The sequence below is a fragment of the Myxococcus sp. CA056 genome (assembly GCF_013336715.1).
In the GTDB taxonomy this organism is placed as follows: Bacteria; Myxococcota; Myxococcia; order Myxococcales; family Myxococcaceae; genus Myxococcus; species Myxococcus llanfairpwllgwyngyllgogerychwyrndrobwllllantysiliogogogochensis.
The window spans coordinates 83,032-96,586 of the sequence record NZ_JABUMT010000003.1 but is presented as its reverse complement, the minus strand read 5'-3'; the positions used below and the strand labels follow the sequence as shown (position 1 = coordinate 96,586).

The window sequence follows — 13,555 nt, the reverse complement described above, 5'->3', positions numbered from 1 at the left end:
AGATGAATATACCGGTCATCATATTCTGTCGAGCCCTTCTGGGGCCGGACTTCAGCGGCGGCTCCTGCCCAGCTTGCCGATGAAGAGGACGTGGCGAGGGCCCTTGGTGCCGTGGGCGTGGGGGTGGAGGACCTCGACGGTGAAGCCGCACTTCTCCATGCGGCGCTCGAAGGCGGGGGCGGGGCCCGCGCTCCAGACGGCGAGCGTGCCTCCGGAGCGCAGCGCCCTGGCGGCGTTGGAGAGCCCAGGCAGGCCGTAGAGGCCTTGGTTGTCCGGGTGGGTGAGGGCGCTGGGCCCGTTGTCCACGTCGAGGAGGATGGCGTCGAAGGTGGCGGAGTGGTGGGCCATCACGTCGCCGACATCTCCCTCGATGACGGTGACGCGCTTGTCCTCGAGGGGAGCGCCGGCGAGGGGCGCGAGGTGGGGTCCCCGGTTCCAGGCGACGACGGTGGGCAGCAGCTCCACCACGGAGACGCGGACGCCCGGGCCCACGGTGTCCAGCACGGCGCGCGCGGTGTAGCCGAAGCCAAGCCCTCCGACGAGCACCCGCCCGGTTCCGGACGTCACCACGCCAGCGCAGCCTGCCTTCGCGAGCGCTTCCTCCGAGCCGTGCATCCGGCTGGACATCAGGGTCTGTCCGCGCACGCGCAGGACGTACTCGTCCCCTCTGCGGACCAGGGTCAGCTCCCCCACGTCCGGAAGGTTCGCGCTCTCGAGTGTCTCCCAGGGCTTCATGGGCACGGCTCTTCGCCCGGAGCCGGCCCGGGGTCAAGCACTCCGCACGACACCTCGTGCCCTCGTGCCGTCGCCTGTGCCCGACGCCAGGGGTCATCCGCATCCATACCCTCGCGAGCCGCCGCCACCGAGCGGCGCGGCCCAGGAGGAACCCAGACCATGAACGAGCGCGAGGCTTACCTGCAGAAGATGGACGCCGAGAAGAAGCGAATCGATGCGCGAATCGCCGAAGTCGAGGCGCAGTCCGACATCCGCAAGGCGGACGAGGAGGTGAAGGAGCTGCATGGCGTGAAGCAGCGGCGCGAGGCCTTCCGCAGCAAGCTGGAGGAGTGGCGCCAGCGCGGCACGGAGGACTTCGAGCGGGGCAAGAAGGAGCTGCTCCGGGCCTGTGATGACACGAACAAGTCTCTCGTCGACGCGGAGGAGAAGGCGGGCGTGAGGCGCGCGACGTACGAGCGCAAGCGCGAAGCCGAGCTGCGTGAACTTGGCGCCCAGTTCGACGGTTGGGAGGCGAGCATCGCCCAGTCGCGGGCGGAGGACTCGCTGCTCACGAAGCAGGAGCTCCAGTTCCTGCGCGGCTCCTTCAAGAGCACGGGAGATGCCCTGCGTCGCCTGATGTCGGCCAAGGGCGGTGAGTGGTCCACGCTGCGCGGGGAGTACGAGGCCTCCTGGAAGGAGCTGCTGGACAACTCGCGCAAGATTCGCGCGGACGGCGCGGATGCGTCGCAGGCGCCGCCCTCTCCGTCCTGAGTGGACGCGCCGGGACGTGGGGACTCCACCCTCCACGTCCCATGCGGGGAGGAGACGTCCCCCGGTGTGACGCCGGCTGACGCGCGCGACACCCGGGGCATCCTGTCAGCCCCTGAAGCGTGCACGCTACATTGCGTGTCTCCAGGAGAGACATCGCATGGGCGTGTTCGTGCAGGAGTCGCTGTCCACGCGGGACGAGTCACACGCCGCCTCCTCCTCCGGAGCCACCGAGGGAGGAAACTCCCGGACGCGCGCGCTGGGCCAGCTCCAGCAGACCTTTGACGCATCGCCTCGGGTGGTCGCCCAGGCGAAGCAGGCCCAGACGCTCCAGCGCCGTGCCGCTCCGAGCAACGACACCGGACTGCCCGACGGCTTGAAGTCCGGAGTGGAGGCGCTCTCCGGCATGGCGATGGACGACGTGCGCGTCCACTACAACTCGTCCGCGCCCGCGCAGCTCCAGGCCCTGGCGTACACGCAGGGCTCGGACATCCACGTCGCGCCGGGGCAGGAGAAGCACCTGGCCCACGAGGCCTGGCACGTCGTGCAGCAGAAGCAGGGGCGCGTGCGTCCCACGACGCAGCTACAGGGCGAGTCCCTCAACGATGCGCCGGGCCTGGAGTCCGAGGCCGACCTGATGGGTTCGCGCGCCTCGGGCCTGAAGCTGACCGGGCCCACCCTCGACTCCGAGCCCTTTCAGCGCAAGGTCGCTCCCGTCTCGGGCGACACGTCGCTCGAGCCCATCCAGCGCGTGGCGGTTCAATTGGGGATCAACGGGGCGGGGAACATCAACAACGTGAACGTGGGCGGACGCGCGGGCTCCCTGTGGCCCCAGGAGCGTCACCACACCACGCCCTGGCAGACGTACCTGGACACGCTCGACCGGGCGTTGCTCAACCGGAACTTCGCCCAGGCCCTCAACAACATGAACACCCTGGATGGCCACCTGCGGAATCTGCCGGGATGGGACCTGGTCGACAGCCTGGAGGCTGGCAAGCAGGAAGAGGCCGAGGTGGAGATTGACGAGCTGGCGGCCCGACGCGCGGCGGCCAACGCCGCGGCCGCGGGCACACCCGCGCAGGCCTTCGCGATACAGGCCTACGCCCAGCAGTGGATTGTCGTGCGCAGCAAGCTGCCGCTGTCCCAGGCGAACTTCGGAGGTGGCGCGGGGGCGGTGGCGGGCGACGCCGCGATGGCCCGGGCGGGCAACCAGGTCGGTGGTGGAGGCGTCACCAACGCCGAGCTGCGGGGCGCCCTGCTCGGACTCTTCGACTTCGACACCGTGACGGACGTCCAGACGGACGAAGACGGGAACAGCGCCACCGCGGAGTACCGGGCCTTCGGCTTGAGTCCGGACGACACGACCCAGGACCTGGATGAGCTCCGGGCGCTCATCTTCGAGCAGCATGCCCGCTCCATCCGGCTGGCCTATCCCCGGGCCTTCGCGAGGCTCTACCCGGACATCCCGTCGATGGTGGCCAACATGGAGGCACATTGGGGGCGTGGCGACCCCGACGACTCGGATGCCGAAATCACGGACGCGTCCGGCTCGGAATCCGACTGAGGCAGGAGGGCCGTGGGGCGCCCCCGCCCGTCCAGGATGACGGGGCAGGGGGCCGGCTCGGTCCGCGCTACTCCGCGCGCTTCACTTTCTTCGAATTGTCCACCAGCACCTTGGCGAAGGTGAGCCCGGTGGGGCCCGCGTCCGCCTGGATGGTGTCACCCGGGAGGAACTCGCCGCTGAGCACCTTGAGCGCCAGCGGATCCAACAGGTTCTTCTGCACCGCGCGCTTCAGGGGCCGCGCGCCGTACGTCGGGTCGTACCCGCGTTCCGCCAGCATCTCGCGGGCCGCGTCGGTCAGCTCCAGCGACAGCCGCTTGTCGGCGAGCAGCTTGTCCAGCTTCGCGAGCTGGATGTCGACGATGCGGTAGATGTCCTTCTTGCGCAGCGGCTCGAAGATGACGATTTCGTCCACGCGGTTGAGGAACTCCGGGCGGAAGTGGCCGCGCAGCGCGTCCATGACGTCCTCGCGCGTCTTGTCGTCCAGTTCCTCCTTGCCCGCCATGCCCGCCTGGATATCGGCGGAGCCCAGGTTGGACGTCATGATGAGCACCGTGTTCTTGAAGTCCACGGTGCGGCCCTGGCTGTCCGTCAGCCGGCCCTCGTCCAGAATCTGGAGCAGGATGTTGAAGACGTCCGGGTGCGCCTTCTCGATTTCGTCGAAGAGCACCACCGTGTAGGGACGGCGGCGCACCGCCTCCGTGAGCTGGCCGCCCTCCTCGTAGCCGACGTAGCCCGGAGGCGCGCCCACCAGTCGGGCCACGGCGTGCTTCTCCATGAACTCGGACATGTCGATGCGGACCATGGCCGTGTCGTCATCGAAGAGGAACTCCGCCAGTGCCTTCGCCGTCTCCGTCTTTCCCACGCCCGTGGGGCCCAGGAAGATGAACGAGCCGATGGGCCGGTTCGGGTCCTGCAATCCGCTGCGCGCGCGGCGCACGGCGTTGGACACCGCCTCAATCGGGCTTCGCTGACCAATCACCCGCTGGGCCAGCCGGTCCTCCATGTGGACCAGCTTGTGGACCTCGCCCTCCATCAGCCGCGAGACGGGGATGCCCGTCCACTTGGCCACCACGGCGGCGATGTCCTCGGAGTCCACCTCCTCCTTGAGGAACTTCTGTTTCTTCTGCAGCTCCAGGAGCTTGCTGTTCTGCGTCTGGACCTCCTTCTCCAAGGAAGGCAGGACGCCGAACTTCAGCTCCGCGGCGCGGTTGAGGTCGCCCTGTCGCTCGGCGGCGACCTGGTCGTTCTTCACCTTCTCCAGCTTCTCCTTCAGCGTCCGGATGGCGCCGATGGCCGTCTTCTCCGCGTCCCAGTGGACCTTGAGCGCGTCGAAGCGCTCGCGCAGGTTGGCCAGCTCCTTCTCGATGGCCGCCAGGCGCTCTTGCGAGTGCGGGTCCGTCTCCTTGCGCAGGCCCTCCTTCTCAATCTGGAGCTGCGTCATCTTCCGGCGCATGTCGTCCAGCTCGGTGGGCATGGAGTCGATTTCGATGCGCAGGCGGCTGGCGGCCTCGTCGATGAGGTCGATGGCCTTGTCCGGCAGGAAGCGGTCCGCGATGTAGCGGTGGCTGAGCGTGGCGGCGGCCACCAGCGCGGTGTCCTGGATGCGCACGCCGTGGTGCACCTCGTAGCGCTCCTTCAGCCCGCGAAGGATGCTGATGGTGTCGTGCACGCTGGGCTCGCCCACGAAGACGGGCTGGAACCGGCGCTCCAGGGCCGCGTCCTTTTCAATGTGCTTGCGGTACTCGTCCAGCGTCGTCGCGCCAATGCAGTGCAGCTCGCCGCGCGCCAGCGCCGGCTTGAGCATGTTGCCCGCGTCCATGGCCCCCTCGGCCTTGCCCGCGCCCACAATCGTGTGGATTTCGTCGATGAAGAGGATGACCTGCCCGGACGCGTCGGCGACCTCCTTGAGCACCGCCTTGAGCCGCTCCTCGAACTCACCGCGGAACTTGGCGCCGGCCACCAGGGCGCCCATGTCCAGCGTGATGAGCTGCTTGTTCTTCAGGCCCTCCGGCACGTCGCCGTCGACGATGCGCCGCGCCAGCCCCTCGGCGATGGCCGTCTTGCCCACGCCCGGCTCGCCGATGAGCACCGGGTTGTTCTTCGTGCGCCGGCTGAGCACCTGGATGCAGCGGCGAATCTCCTCGTCGCGACCGATGACGGGGTCCAGCTTCCCCGCGCGCGCCGCCTCCGTCAGGTCCCGCCCGTACTTCTCCAGCGCCTGATAGGTGGACTCCGCGTCCTGGCTCGTCACGCGCCCGGAGCCGCGGACCTCCTTGAGGGCGGCGACCACCCGCTCGCGGGTGATGCCGGACGCCTTCATGACCTCGCCCGTCGTGCCCTTGTCCTGGGTCAACGCGAGCAGCAGATGCTCGGACGAGATGAACTCGTCCTTGAGCGCCTTGGCCTCGTCCTCCGCCTTGTCGAACGTCTTGAGCAGGCGCTGGCCCAGCATGGCGCTCTCGCCGCCCTGCATCTTGGGCAGCTTGCCCAGGGCTTCACCCAGGCGGGACGAGAACAGCTTCACGTCGGCGCCAAGCTTGCGCAGCAGGGGGTCGACGATTCCGTCCTTCTGTCCCAACAGCGCCGCGGCCAGGTGCTCAGGCTCGTACTGGGGATTGTCGGCGCGGCGGGCCAGCGTCTGGCCTTCCTGGATGGCTTCCTGCGCCTTCACCGTGAACTTATCGAGTCGCATACACTCAACGTAAGAGTCGGCTCGACCTTGGCAATCGAGCTCAGGAAGTTAACGCGCGGTGTCACAACTGCGCCAGGAGCGGAATACTTTGGACTCCTGGTAGCGGCTGGAATTTCGAGGTGCTTGAGTTGCCATCAGGGGCAAGGCTCGGTTATAGGCGGCGCCCACCCTCGGGGGGCTGACTCTGGAAGCGCACGGCGGCTATCTCATTCGACTCGAAAGCTTCGGCGGGCTGGATTTGCTCCGGCAGGCCCGTGAAGCGCTGCGGCTGGACGGCGCATCGGGCGCCACGGGCCTGCAGGTGTCGGTCAATCGGCGCCGCAAGGTGGTGCGGCTGGCCTACGTGGGCCCCTTCACGCAGGGCCGGCCGGGCGCGCACTGGTATGCCGCGCACCATGCGCTGCCCCGGCTGCTGTCCCGGGCGGCCAACGCCACGGTGCATGCCTACGTCTATGACCCGGACGAGGGTGAGGAAGTCCTCGCCTACGGCAACGGTCGGCGCGTGGGCGGTGAGCGGGTGGTCTACGACAACGTGGAGCTGCCCGAGGGCCGTCCCGAGGACCTGGACGAAGCGGCCTTCACGCACATGCAGTCGCGCTGGCCCATGGGGCACCTGGCGCACGTCTTCGGGCTGTCGCGCAAGGAGCTGCTGCGGCTGCCTCGGGCGGGGCTGGGGCGGGTGCTGTCGCTGGAGGAGGACTCCTCGGCGGACGTGGAGTCCGCGCTGGAGGCCCTGTTGCCGGGCGGCGTGGCACCCCACGCCCACTGACGTTCCGGGAGGCTGCTAGCCGTCCGCCGGGCTGTCCTGGGCGACGAGCGCGTCTCGCACGGTGTCACTGCGGAAGTACTGGCCGAGCAGGGCGAAGGTGCCCGCGATGACGGCCGTCCCCAGCACCGTCAGTCCCAGGGCCATCCAGGGGGCCACGCTGGTGACGACCTCGGCTGTCGTGGGGTCCTGGTACTCGGGGCGCTGGGTGAGTGTCTGGGCGAGCGTGACGCCCACGCGGCGGGACACCACGGCCCACTGGGCGCCGTCGATGGTGCGCAGCACCGCCACCGTGAGCGCGGCGCGGCCGAGCATCTTGCGCAAGGCGTCCCGAGGCAGTCCGCCCGAGCGCAGAATGTTGGACGCGGAGACGAAGACGAAGGCGCACGCCACGGCGAGCACGCCCATCAACACGGCGCGCGGCTCTCGCATGGGCTCCAGGGCCTGGTACTGCACCTCCAGCAGCTTCTGGAGGACGGCGGGGTCGCTGCCCAGGAGGAACGGAGGGCTGGCCTCCATGTGCCGGGAGCGGACCTCGTAGAAGTGGGCCATCTCCATGGCCTCGTTCAGCGCGCCCCAGCCCGTGAAGATGGCGAGCACGACACACGCGAGGGCCGCGAAACGAATGCGCCCGGGAAGCCTGCCCGAGCGGGGAGCCGACGCCATCACCGCTTGCTTGCCTCCACGAAGCGCAGGCGCAGATCCGCGAGCAATCCGTCGAAGAGCTTCTCCTCGTCCGGCGTCAGGTTGCCCCGCGTTTTCTGCCGCAACATCGACAACAGGTCCAGGTTCTGCCGGGCCAACGGCAAGTCCTTCGACGTCTGGCCCGTCTCCGGGTTCGGCGCGTCACCGAGGTGGATGAGCACCGCGGTGCCCAACCCCACGATGAACGTGCTGAAGGAGATGGCCTCCTCGGACGCGGAGCGCGCTTCCCCCCGCATCACGAAGGTCTCGCCGCGCTTCTCGTCCACGGGGCTCATGGGGTGACAGGCTCCTCGCCCTCGGGCTCATCCTTGCCCTCGGCCTCATCGGAGGAAGAGGCCGTCTCATCGGCCACGTCGGAGGACTCATCCTCGTCGTCCGCCTCGTCCTCTTCGTCGAGGTCATCCTCTTCGTCGTCGTAGTCGTCGTCGACGTCGTCATCCATGAAGGTCTCCACCGGCGTGGCCTTGTCCGCCACATCCGGCAGGCCCTTGAGGTGGCGCTCGTGCGCTTTCTCGTCCAACTGGCCCGAGCGCAGGTACCGCTCCGCGGTGCGCTTATCGAGATACTTGGGGTCCACCGTGTCCGCCATGTTTCAAATCCTCGGAATTGCTTGGAAAATAGCGCGCTACCTTATAGCAGAGGGGGCGACTGTCAACGCCGCCGTCCCGCCTTCCTGGTGCCGATGAACGCCCCGCCCCGTCCGCTGCTTCCCCCGGGACTGTATCTGCTGTGCGACGACACCGTGCGGGTGGACATGCCCCTGGTTCTCAAGGCGGAGCGGATGCTCGCGGGTGGCGCGAGGGTGGTGCAACTGCGCATGAAGCGAACGCCGGTGCGCGAGGCGCTGTCCGTGGCTCGGGAGGTCGTCCGGTTGTGTCGGCGCGCGAGCGCGGTGTGCCTGCTCAACGACAGGGTGGACCTGGCGCTGCTGGCGGACGCGGATGGCGTGCACGTGGGCGATGAGGACCTGCCCGCGGAGGCGGCGCGCGCGCTCCTGGGGCCTGGTCGCCTGGTGGGCGTCACGGTGCGAGACGCCGAGGGCGCGAGGGCGGCGCGAGAGGCGGGCGCGGACTACGTGGGCGTGGGGCCCGTCTTCGGCACGACGACGAAGCAGGTGCCCGCACCGGTGCTGGGGCTGGAGGGGCTGGCGCGGGTCGTGACTGACAGCCCGCTGCCGGTGGTGGGCATTGGTGGCGTGGGACTGGAGAACGTGGGGCGGGTGGCGGCGTCGGGCGCCCATGGCGCGGCGGTGGTTTCGGACGTCCTGCTCGCCCAGGATATCGCCGAGCGGGTGCGCCTGCTGACGGCTGCGTTTGAACGGGGACGTGTGGGGGGGTAGGTTCGACCGACGGACTCCCCCATGAACAATCATCCGCGTCACCATGGCCAGCCGCCCCGGCGGCCCAACATCGGCATTACCCCGGACTGGAGCCAGCCCGAGGATCAGCCCTTCGCGCGGTACGAGCTGAAGGTGCCCTACGCCGACGCGGTGCTGCGCGCCGGGGGCCTTCCGTTCGTCCTGCCGTACGCGGACGACCCCACGTGTGTGGACGCGTATCTGGACCGCGTGTCCGGACTGCTCGTCACCGGCGGCGCCTTCGACATTCCTCCCGAGGCGTATGGGGAAACGGCGCGCGAGGGACTGGGCGCGCTGAAGGAAGGGCGCACCGCGTTCGAGGCGGCGCTGATGCGCGGGGCGCTCAAGCGCAACATGCCGGTGCTGGGCGTCTGTGGCGGCATGCAGCTTCTCAACGTGGTGCTGGGTGGCACGCTGTTCCAGGACATCGGCCGTGAGGTGCAGGGCGCTCGTGAGCACGAGCAGAAGCATGACCGCACGCAGCCGCAGCATCCGGTGGACGTGCGCAGCGGCTCGCTGCTCGCGGAGGCGGTGGGGCACGGCCAGCTCATGGTGAACTCCACGCATCACCAGTCGGTGCGCAGCCCCGGGCGCGACGTGAGCATCTGCGCGATGGCGCCCGACGGCGTGGTGGAGGCCATCGAGTCCACCACCCACGCCTTCGCGGTGGGCGTGCAGTGGCATCCCGAGTACATGGCGACGACGATTCCCGTGCACGTGGGGCTGTACAAGTCCTTCATCCAGAAAGCGCGAGAGCATCGGCGGTGATTCCGCGCGTCGTCCTGTTGGCGGGGCTCGAGCCCACGGGAAGAGCGGGGCTGCTGGCGGATGTGGCGGCGGTGCGTGCGCTGGAAGGGCAGCCGGTGGCGGTGCCCCTGGCGCAGACGGCGCAGGGCCGTGTCACCTTCTCCTGGGTGGCGTCTCCGCCCCGCGTGGTGCGTGCGCAGCTGATCGCCGCGCGCGAGCTGGGTGAGGTGCACGCGGTGAAGTGGGGCATGGTGCCGGGCCTCGCGCAGCTCGAGGCCGCGAGCGCCGCGCTGGCCGGGACGCGGGCCTGGTGGGTGGTGGACCCGGTGGTGCGGACGTCTCGGGGGCAACTGTTGTCCCGTTTGTCTGCCCGGCGCTACCTGTCGCTCGCGGGCCCGCGTGTCGTGCTCACCCCGAACCTGGACGAAGCCGGGTGGCTGCTGGGCAGGCCCGTACCGGACACGGTGGGGGCGGCGCGTGAGGCCGCTGTCGCGCTGGTGGAGCACGGCTTCGGCGCGGTGCTGGTGAAGGGCGGGCACCTGCCGGATGCGCAGGGGTTGGCGGATGTGCTGGCCACGCCCGAAGGCGTCCGTGTGTTGAAGGGCCAGCGACTGGCGCGCGCGCCCGAGCGTCGTGGCACGGGGTGTCGGCTGGCCTCCGCGCTGGCGACGGAGCTGGGGCGGGGCCGCACGCTGGAGGCCGCCACGCGCGTGGCTCGGGCCCTGGTGGTGCGCTACCTGCGCACGGGCGCGGAGGAGGGCGGGCAGGGCACGTCGCACGGTACTCGCGCGGCCCGGAGGTAGGTGGTGCGCTACCTGCGCACGGGCTTGGAGCAGGGCGGGCCGGGCACGTCGCGCGCTGGTGTTACTCGGCCCGGCTGCGGCTTTCGAAGCGGGTGTACTCGGCGAGGAACACCAGGGAGATTTCGCCGATGGGCCCGTTGCGCTGCTTGGCGATGATGAGCTCGACGGGGATGACGGTGTTTGACTGCGACTGAGGCGGCGCCTCGCCCCCTTCTTCCGTCTCCTCGCGGTGGATGAACATCACCACGTCGGCGTCCTGTTCGATGGAGCCGGACTCACGCAGGTCCGACAGCATGGGCTTGCCGCCCTTGCGCTCCTCGACCTTACGGCTGAGCTGACTGAGCGCGATGATGGGGACCTCCAGCTCCTTGGCCAACTGCTTGAGCGCGCGGGAGATTTCGGCGACTTCCAACTGGCGGCTCTCCACCTTGCCCTTCTGATGCATCAACTGGAGGTAGTCGATGATGAGGAGCGACAGGCGCGGGTCCTTCTGCTTCACGCGGCGCGCCTTGGCGCGCAGGTCGAACGGAGACAGGCCACCCGAGTCGTCGATGTAGATGGGCGCGTTGTAGAGGGCACCCGCCATCTCCTGGAACTTCTCCTCGTCGTGCGGAGAGAGCCGGCCGCCACGCAGCTTCTTCATGTCCACGCGCGCGGTGGACGCGAGCAGACGCATCAGGAGCTGGTCGGCGGGCATTTCCAGGCTGAAGATGCCAACGGCCTTGTTCTCCTTCAGCGCCGCGTTCACCGCGATGTTCATCGCGAAGGACGTCTTGCCGACGCCGGGACGCGCCGCGAGGATGATGAGCTCACCGGCGTGCAGCCCCGTGAGCTGGTTGTCCAGGTCGATGTAGCCGGTGGACAGGCCCGTGATGCCCGTCGACGCCGCCTTCATCTTGTCGAGCAGATCGAGCGTGTGCTCCATCAGCTCGCTGACGGGCCGCAGGTCTCCCTCGCGCTTCTTCTCCGCGAGGAGGAACACCTTGCGCTCGGCCTCGTCGAGCAACACCTCCAGCTCGCCCGTCTCCTGGCTGGCGAGGTCCTGGATTTCGCGGCCGACGTTCGCCAGCCGGCGTCGCAGCGCCTGGTCCTTGACGATGTTCGCGTACTGGACGGCGTTGGAGGCCAGCGGAACCACCTGGTCCAACCGCATCAGGTACGCGGGGCCGCCCACGGCGACGAGGTGTCCCAGGACCTTGAGTTCTTCAGCCAGCGTCAGGTGGTCGACCTGTTGCTGCTTTCCGTCCAGGCGAATCATCGCCGCGAAAATCTGCGCGTGCGCGGGGCTGGAGAAGTCGTCCGCGTGGACCACTTCGCCTACGGCAGCGATGAGCGTGTTGTCCGCGAGTACGGCGCCGAGCACTGCACGCTCGGCGGCCAGGTCCTCGTGGACCTTTCGCCCATCTCTGAGGTCTAGGGAGTTCTCCATGGCTGCCCGCCCACTCTACAGGCGGCTCTGACATGGCAGAAATATTCCGCCACAGACCTGTAGCGGCGGGTGGGCGGAGGAAGGTGGACCTACCCGCAATCAGCCTTCCATTCCCCAACGCTGGAGGAATGCTTCACGCCACGTGCGGCTGAGCACCACCGTCGTGCCGTTCCTCAGCACGAGGATTCCGTCTCCGTGGCTCCAGGGCTCCAGCTTCGCCACCGCGTCCAGGTTGATGATGTCTCCGCGGTGGATGCGCACGAAGCGCTCCGGGTCCAACCGCTCCTCCAGCGCGCGCAGGCTCTGGCGCACCAGATGCTCACCCTGGGCGGTGTACACGCGCACGTACTTGTCCTCGGACGACAGGCGCCACACGTCCTCCAGGCGCAGCGGCACCCACGCCTCACCCGACTTCACCACCAGCCGCTCCAGCGCGCGTCGTGGCGTCGCCGAGGCCACTTCTCGCAGGAGCGCCTGGAGCCTCGCGGCCTCCGAGCCTCCACCGAGCAGCAGCGCATGGGCCTTGTCCAGCGCGCGGGCGAAGCGCTCGCCGTCGTAGGGCTTGAGCAGGTAGTCCACCGCGTGCGCCTCGAAGGCCCGGAGCGCGAAGCCATCATACGCGGTGGAGAAGATGACCGCGGGGCCCGTTCCCGGCCCGAGCGCCTCCAGCACCTCGAAGCCCGTCAGTCCTGGCATCTGCACGTCGAGGATGACGAGGTCTGGCTTCAGCGACTCGATGCTCGCGAGCGCTTCCGTTCCATCCGCGGCCTCGCCCACCAGCGTGAAGCGTGACTCGCCTTCCAGAAAGCGCCGCACCTTGGCCCGGGCGGGTGTCTCGTCGTCCACCGCCAGCACGCGGAAGGTCGTCATGGCTTCGCTCCCAGGGGCAGCGTCAGCGACACGCGCGCTCCGCCCTCGGGCCCCTGGCCTCTCTCCAGCCGGGCCCGCCCGTCGTGCAGGAGCGCGAGGATCTGCTCCAGGTGCGCCAGTCCCACGCCCGTCCCCGAGGCGGGCGATTCACCGCCGAAGCCTCGGCCCGTGTCCTCGACCTCCAGCCGCCATGTGCCCGCCGTCTCGCTGGCGCGGATGCGCACCTCCAGCGGCTGCACGCGGTCCTGGTTGTGCTTCACCGCGTTCTCCACCAGGGTCTGCAACGCGAAGCAGGGCACGCGCGCCGAGTCCAGGCCCGGCTCCACGCTCCAGTGCACCGCGAGCCGGTCCCCGAAGCGCGCGGACAGGAGCCCCACGAAGCGCGCGGTATGCGCGCGCTCCTCGGCCAGTGTCCACGTGGGCTCCGCGCGCTCCAGGCTGGCGCGCAGCACATGTCCCAGGTCGCTGAGCAGCCGGTCCGTTCGCGCCAGGTCCTCGTACATGACCGAGCTGATGGTGTGCAGCGAGTTGAAGAGGAAGTGCGGGTGGAGCTGGCCGGTGAGGGACTGGAGCTGCGCGCTGCGAAGCTCACCCTCCAGCTCCGCTTCGCGCAGCGCTCGCGCATGTTGATTCCGCCAGGCCGTGAAGAGGCTGATGAAGGTGACGGCGAGCCCGTAGGCAATCAGGTCCTTCGACACCTCCATGGGCAGTCGGAAGGCCATGGGCCCGTACTCGTACTCACCCCAGCCCAGCAGCGGGTAGAGCAGGTAGCGAATGCCCAGCATGACCAGGATGTGCACGGAGGTGTAGAGCGCGAATCCCACCACGTGCAGCCCCAGGAAGCGCGCCCACCCCGAGGCGCGCGGTGACGGGGCGTTCAGCGTCGCGGTCTGGATGAGGGGCAGCGTCACCCAGGCCGAGAGCGCACCCGTGATTTCCCAGAAGAAGGCCCGCGATGCGGGGAGGGAGGTGTGTCCGTTGGCGAGCTGATCCAACCTCACCGCGGCGCCATACGACACGCCCACGACGAGGCAGAATGCAAGCACCCCGAGCACCGGGCGCAACCGGAAGCGGGGCCACCGCCAGGACCGGGACTGCGGCACCTCGAGGGCGGACGTCGGGAGGGTGTCGGCCATGGCT

The 13,555-nt window shown here is 69.1% G+C and carries 14 protein-coding genes; 6 read left to right on the top strand and 8 right to left on the bottom strand.

Translation table 11 applies throughout. The annotated features are described in order from the left end of the window. Window positions 1-51: 51 nt before the first annotated feature. A complete protein-coding gene (locus tag HUA76_RS14935; RefSeq protein ID WP_141643536.1) occupies window positions 52-735 on the bottom strand; it encodes a spermidine synthase in 684 nt (227 codons plus the stop codon). Window positions 736-894: 159 nt separating this feature from the next. On the opposite strand from HUA76_RS14935, the gene HUA76_RS14930 reads away from it, so the two are divergent. Further along, the gene (locus HUA76_RS14930) at window positions 895-1,485 is read left to right on the top strand and encodes a hypothetical protein (protein ID WP_174461257.1); all 591 of its coding nucleotides are present in this window, start codon (window positions 895-897) and stop codon (window positions 1,483-1,485) included. Between the two features lie 157 nt (window positions 1,486-1,642). Beyond that, on the top strand, window positions 1,643-3,046 hold the full coding sequence (locus tag HUA76_RS14925) for a DUF4157 domain-containing protein (RefSeq protein WP_174461256.1): 1,404 nt from the start codon (window positions 1,643-1,645) through the stop codon (window positions 3,044-3,046). A 67-nt stretch (window positions 3,047-3,113) separates the two neighbouring features. On the opposite strand, the gene clpB is transcribed toward HUA76_RS14925, so the two are convergent. Next, the gene (gene clpB, locus HUA76_RS14920) at window positions 3,114-5,738 is read right to left on the bottom strand and encodes an ATP-dependent chaperone ClpB (RefSeq protein WP_141648526.1); all 2,625 of its coding nucleotides are present in this window, start codon (window positions 5,736-5,738) and stop codon (window positions 3,114-3,116) included. 238 nt (window positions 5,739-5,976) lie between these two features. Here clpB and HUA76_RS14915 point away from each other — a divergent pair, with 238 nt between their 5' ends. Continuing rightward, on the top strand, window positions 5,977-6,507 hold the full coding sequence (locus tag HUA76_RS14915; protein ID WP_141648525.1) for a hypothetical protein: 531 nt from the start codon (window positions 5,977-5,979) through the stop codon (window positions 6,505-6,507). Between the two features lie 15 nt (window positions 6,508-6,522). Here HUA76_RS14915 and HUA76_RS14910 read toward each other — a convergent pair whose 3' ends face one another. The 3 genes from HUA76_RS14910 to HUA76_RS14900 are packed head-to-tail and all read right to left on the bottom strand — an operon-like array spanning window position 6,523 to window position 7,798. After that, window positions 6,523-7,170 (bottom strand): hypothetical protein, encoded by a 648-nt coding sequence (locus HUA76_RS14910; RefSeq protein WP_141648524.1) that lies wholly within the window; start codon window positions 7,168-7,170, stop codon window positions 6,523-6,525. Then, complete coding sequence (locus HUA76_RS14905; protein ID WP_174453479.1) at window positions 7,170-7,484, bottom strand: DUF1844 domain-containing protein; 315 nt, start codon at window positions 7,482-7,484, stop codon at window positions 7,170-7,172. The genes HUA76_RS14910 and HUA76_RS14905 overlap by 1 nt, the downstream gene beginning before the upstream one ends. Next, the gene (locus tag HUA76_RS14900) at window positions 7,481-7,798 is read right to left on the bottom strand and encodes an RNA polymerase subunit sigma (protein WP_174461255.1); all 318 of its coding nucleotides are present in this window, start codon (window positions 7,796-7,798) and stop codon (window positions 7,481-7,483) included. The genes HUA76_RS14905 and HUA76_RS14900 overlap by 4 nt, the downstream gene beginning before the upstream one ends. 93 nt (window positions 7,799-7,891) lie before the next feature. On the opposite strand from HUA76_RS14900, the gene thiE reads away from it, so the two are divergent. The 3 genes from thiE to HUA76_RS14885 are packed head-to-tail and all read left to right on the top strand — an operon-like array spanning window position 7,892 to window position 10,116. Next, window positions 7,892-8,548, top strand: a complete 657-nt coding sequence (gene thiE, locus HUA76_RS14895) for a thiamine phosphate synthase (RefSeq protein WP_174461254.1) — start codon at window positions 7,892-7,894, stop codon at window positions 8,546-8,548. Between the two features lie 21 nt (window positions 8,549-8,569). Then, window positions 8,570-9,334 (top strand): gamma-glutamyl-gamma-aminobutyrate hydrolase family protein, encoded by a 765-nt coding sequence (locus HUA76_RS14890; protein WP_141648520.1) that lies wholly within the window; start codon window positions 8,570-8,572, stop codon window positions 9,332-9,334. Then, on the top strand, window positions 9,331-10,116 hold the full coding sequence (locus HUA76_RS14885; protein ID WP_174461253.1) for a bifunctional hydroxymethylpyrimidine kinase/phosphomethylpyrimidine kinase: 786 nt from the start codon (window positions 9,331-9,333) through the stop codon (window positions 10,114-10,116). Before HUA76_RS14890 ends, HUA76_RS14885 begins: the two co-directional genes overlap by 4 nt. A gap of 61 nt (window positions 10,117-10,177) precedes the next feature. Here the strand turns inward: HUA76_RS14885 and dnaB are convergent, their stop codons facing one another. The 3 genes from dnaB to HUA76_RS14870 all read right to left on the bottom strand — a co-directional run bounded on the left by dnaB (window position 10,178) and on the right by HUA76_RS14870 (window position 13,551). Continuing rightward, window positions 10,178-11,545 carry a replicative DNA helicase gene (dnaB, locus tag HUA76_RS14880; protein ID WP_141648518.1) on the bottom strand — a complete coding sequence of 456 codons (1,368 nt, stop codon included), beginning with the start codon at window positions 11,543-11,545 and terminating at the stop codon, window positions 10,178-10,180. A gap of 99 nt (window positions 11,546-11,644) precedes the next feature. After that, complete coding sequence (locus tag HUA76_RS14875) at window positions 11,645-12,415, bottom strand: LytTR family DNA-binding domain-containing protein (RefSeq protein ID WP_174453481.1); 771 nt, start codon at window positions 12,413-12,415, stop codon at window positions 11,645-11,647. Then, window positions 12,412-13,551 carry a sensor histidine kinase gene (locus HUA76_RS14870; RefSeq protein WP_174453482.1) on the bottom strand — a complete coding sequence of 380 codons (1,140 nt, stop codon included), beginning with the start codon at window positions 13,549-13,551 and terminating at the stop codon, window positions 12,412-12,414. Before HUA76_RS14870 ends, HUA76_RS14875 begins: the two co-directional genes overlap by 4 nt. Window positions 13,552-13,555 lie beyond the last annotated feature (4 nt).

Excerpts from the sequence above, each read along its gene's own strand:
- thiE (WP_174461254.1), top strand. The coding sequence starts at position 7,892 with ATGAACGCCCCGCCCCGTCCGCTGCTTCCCCCGGGACTGTATCTGCTG.
- clpB (WP_141648526.1), bottom strand. The coding sequence starts at position 5,738 with ATGCGACTCGATAAGTTCACGGTGAAGGCGCAGGAAGCCATCCAGGAA.
- HUA76_RS14935 (WP_141643536.1), bottom strand. The coding sequence starts at position 735 with ATGAAGCCCTGGGAGACACTCGAGAGCGCGAACCTTCCGGACGTGGGG.
- HUA76_RS14930 (WP_174461257.1), top strand. The coding sequence starts at position 895 with ATGAACGAGCGCGAGGCTTACCTGCAGAAGATGGACGCCGAGAAGAAG.
- HUA76_RS14900 (WP_174461255.1), bottom strand. The coding sequence starts at position 7,798 with ATGGCGGACACGGTGGACCCCAAGTATCTCGATAAGCGCACCGCGGAG.
- HUA76_RS14890 (WP_141648520.1), top strand. The coding sequence starts at position 8,570 with ATGAACAATCATCCGCGTCACCATGGCCAGCCGCCCCGGCGGCCCAAC.
- HUA76_RS14875 (WP_174453481.1), bottom strand. The coding sequence starts at position 12,415 with ATGACGACCTTCCGCGTGCTGGCGGTGGACGACGAGACACCCGCCCGG.
- HUA76_RS14870 (WP_174453482.1), bottom strand. The coding sequence starts at position 13,551 with ATGGCCGACACCCTCCCGACGTCCGCCCTCGAGGTGCCGCAGTCCCGG.
- HUA76_RS14905 (WP_174453479.1), bottom strand. The coding sequence starts at position 7,484 with ATGAGCCCCGTGGACGAGAAGCGCGGCGAGACCTTCGTGATGCGGGGG.
- HUA76_RS14910 (WP_141648524.1), bottom strand. The coding sequence starts at position 7,170 with ATGGCGTCGGCTCCCCGCTCGGGCAGGCTTCCCGGGCGCATTCGTTTC.
- HUA76_RS14925 (WP_174461256.1), top strand. The coding sequence starts at position 1,643 with ATGGGCGTGTTCGTGCAGGAGTCGCTGTCCACGCGGGACGAGTCACAC.
- dnaB (WP_141648518.1), bottom strand. The coding sequence starts at position 11,545 with ATGGAGAACTCCCTAGACCTCAGAGATGGGCGAAAGGTCCACGAGGAC.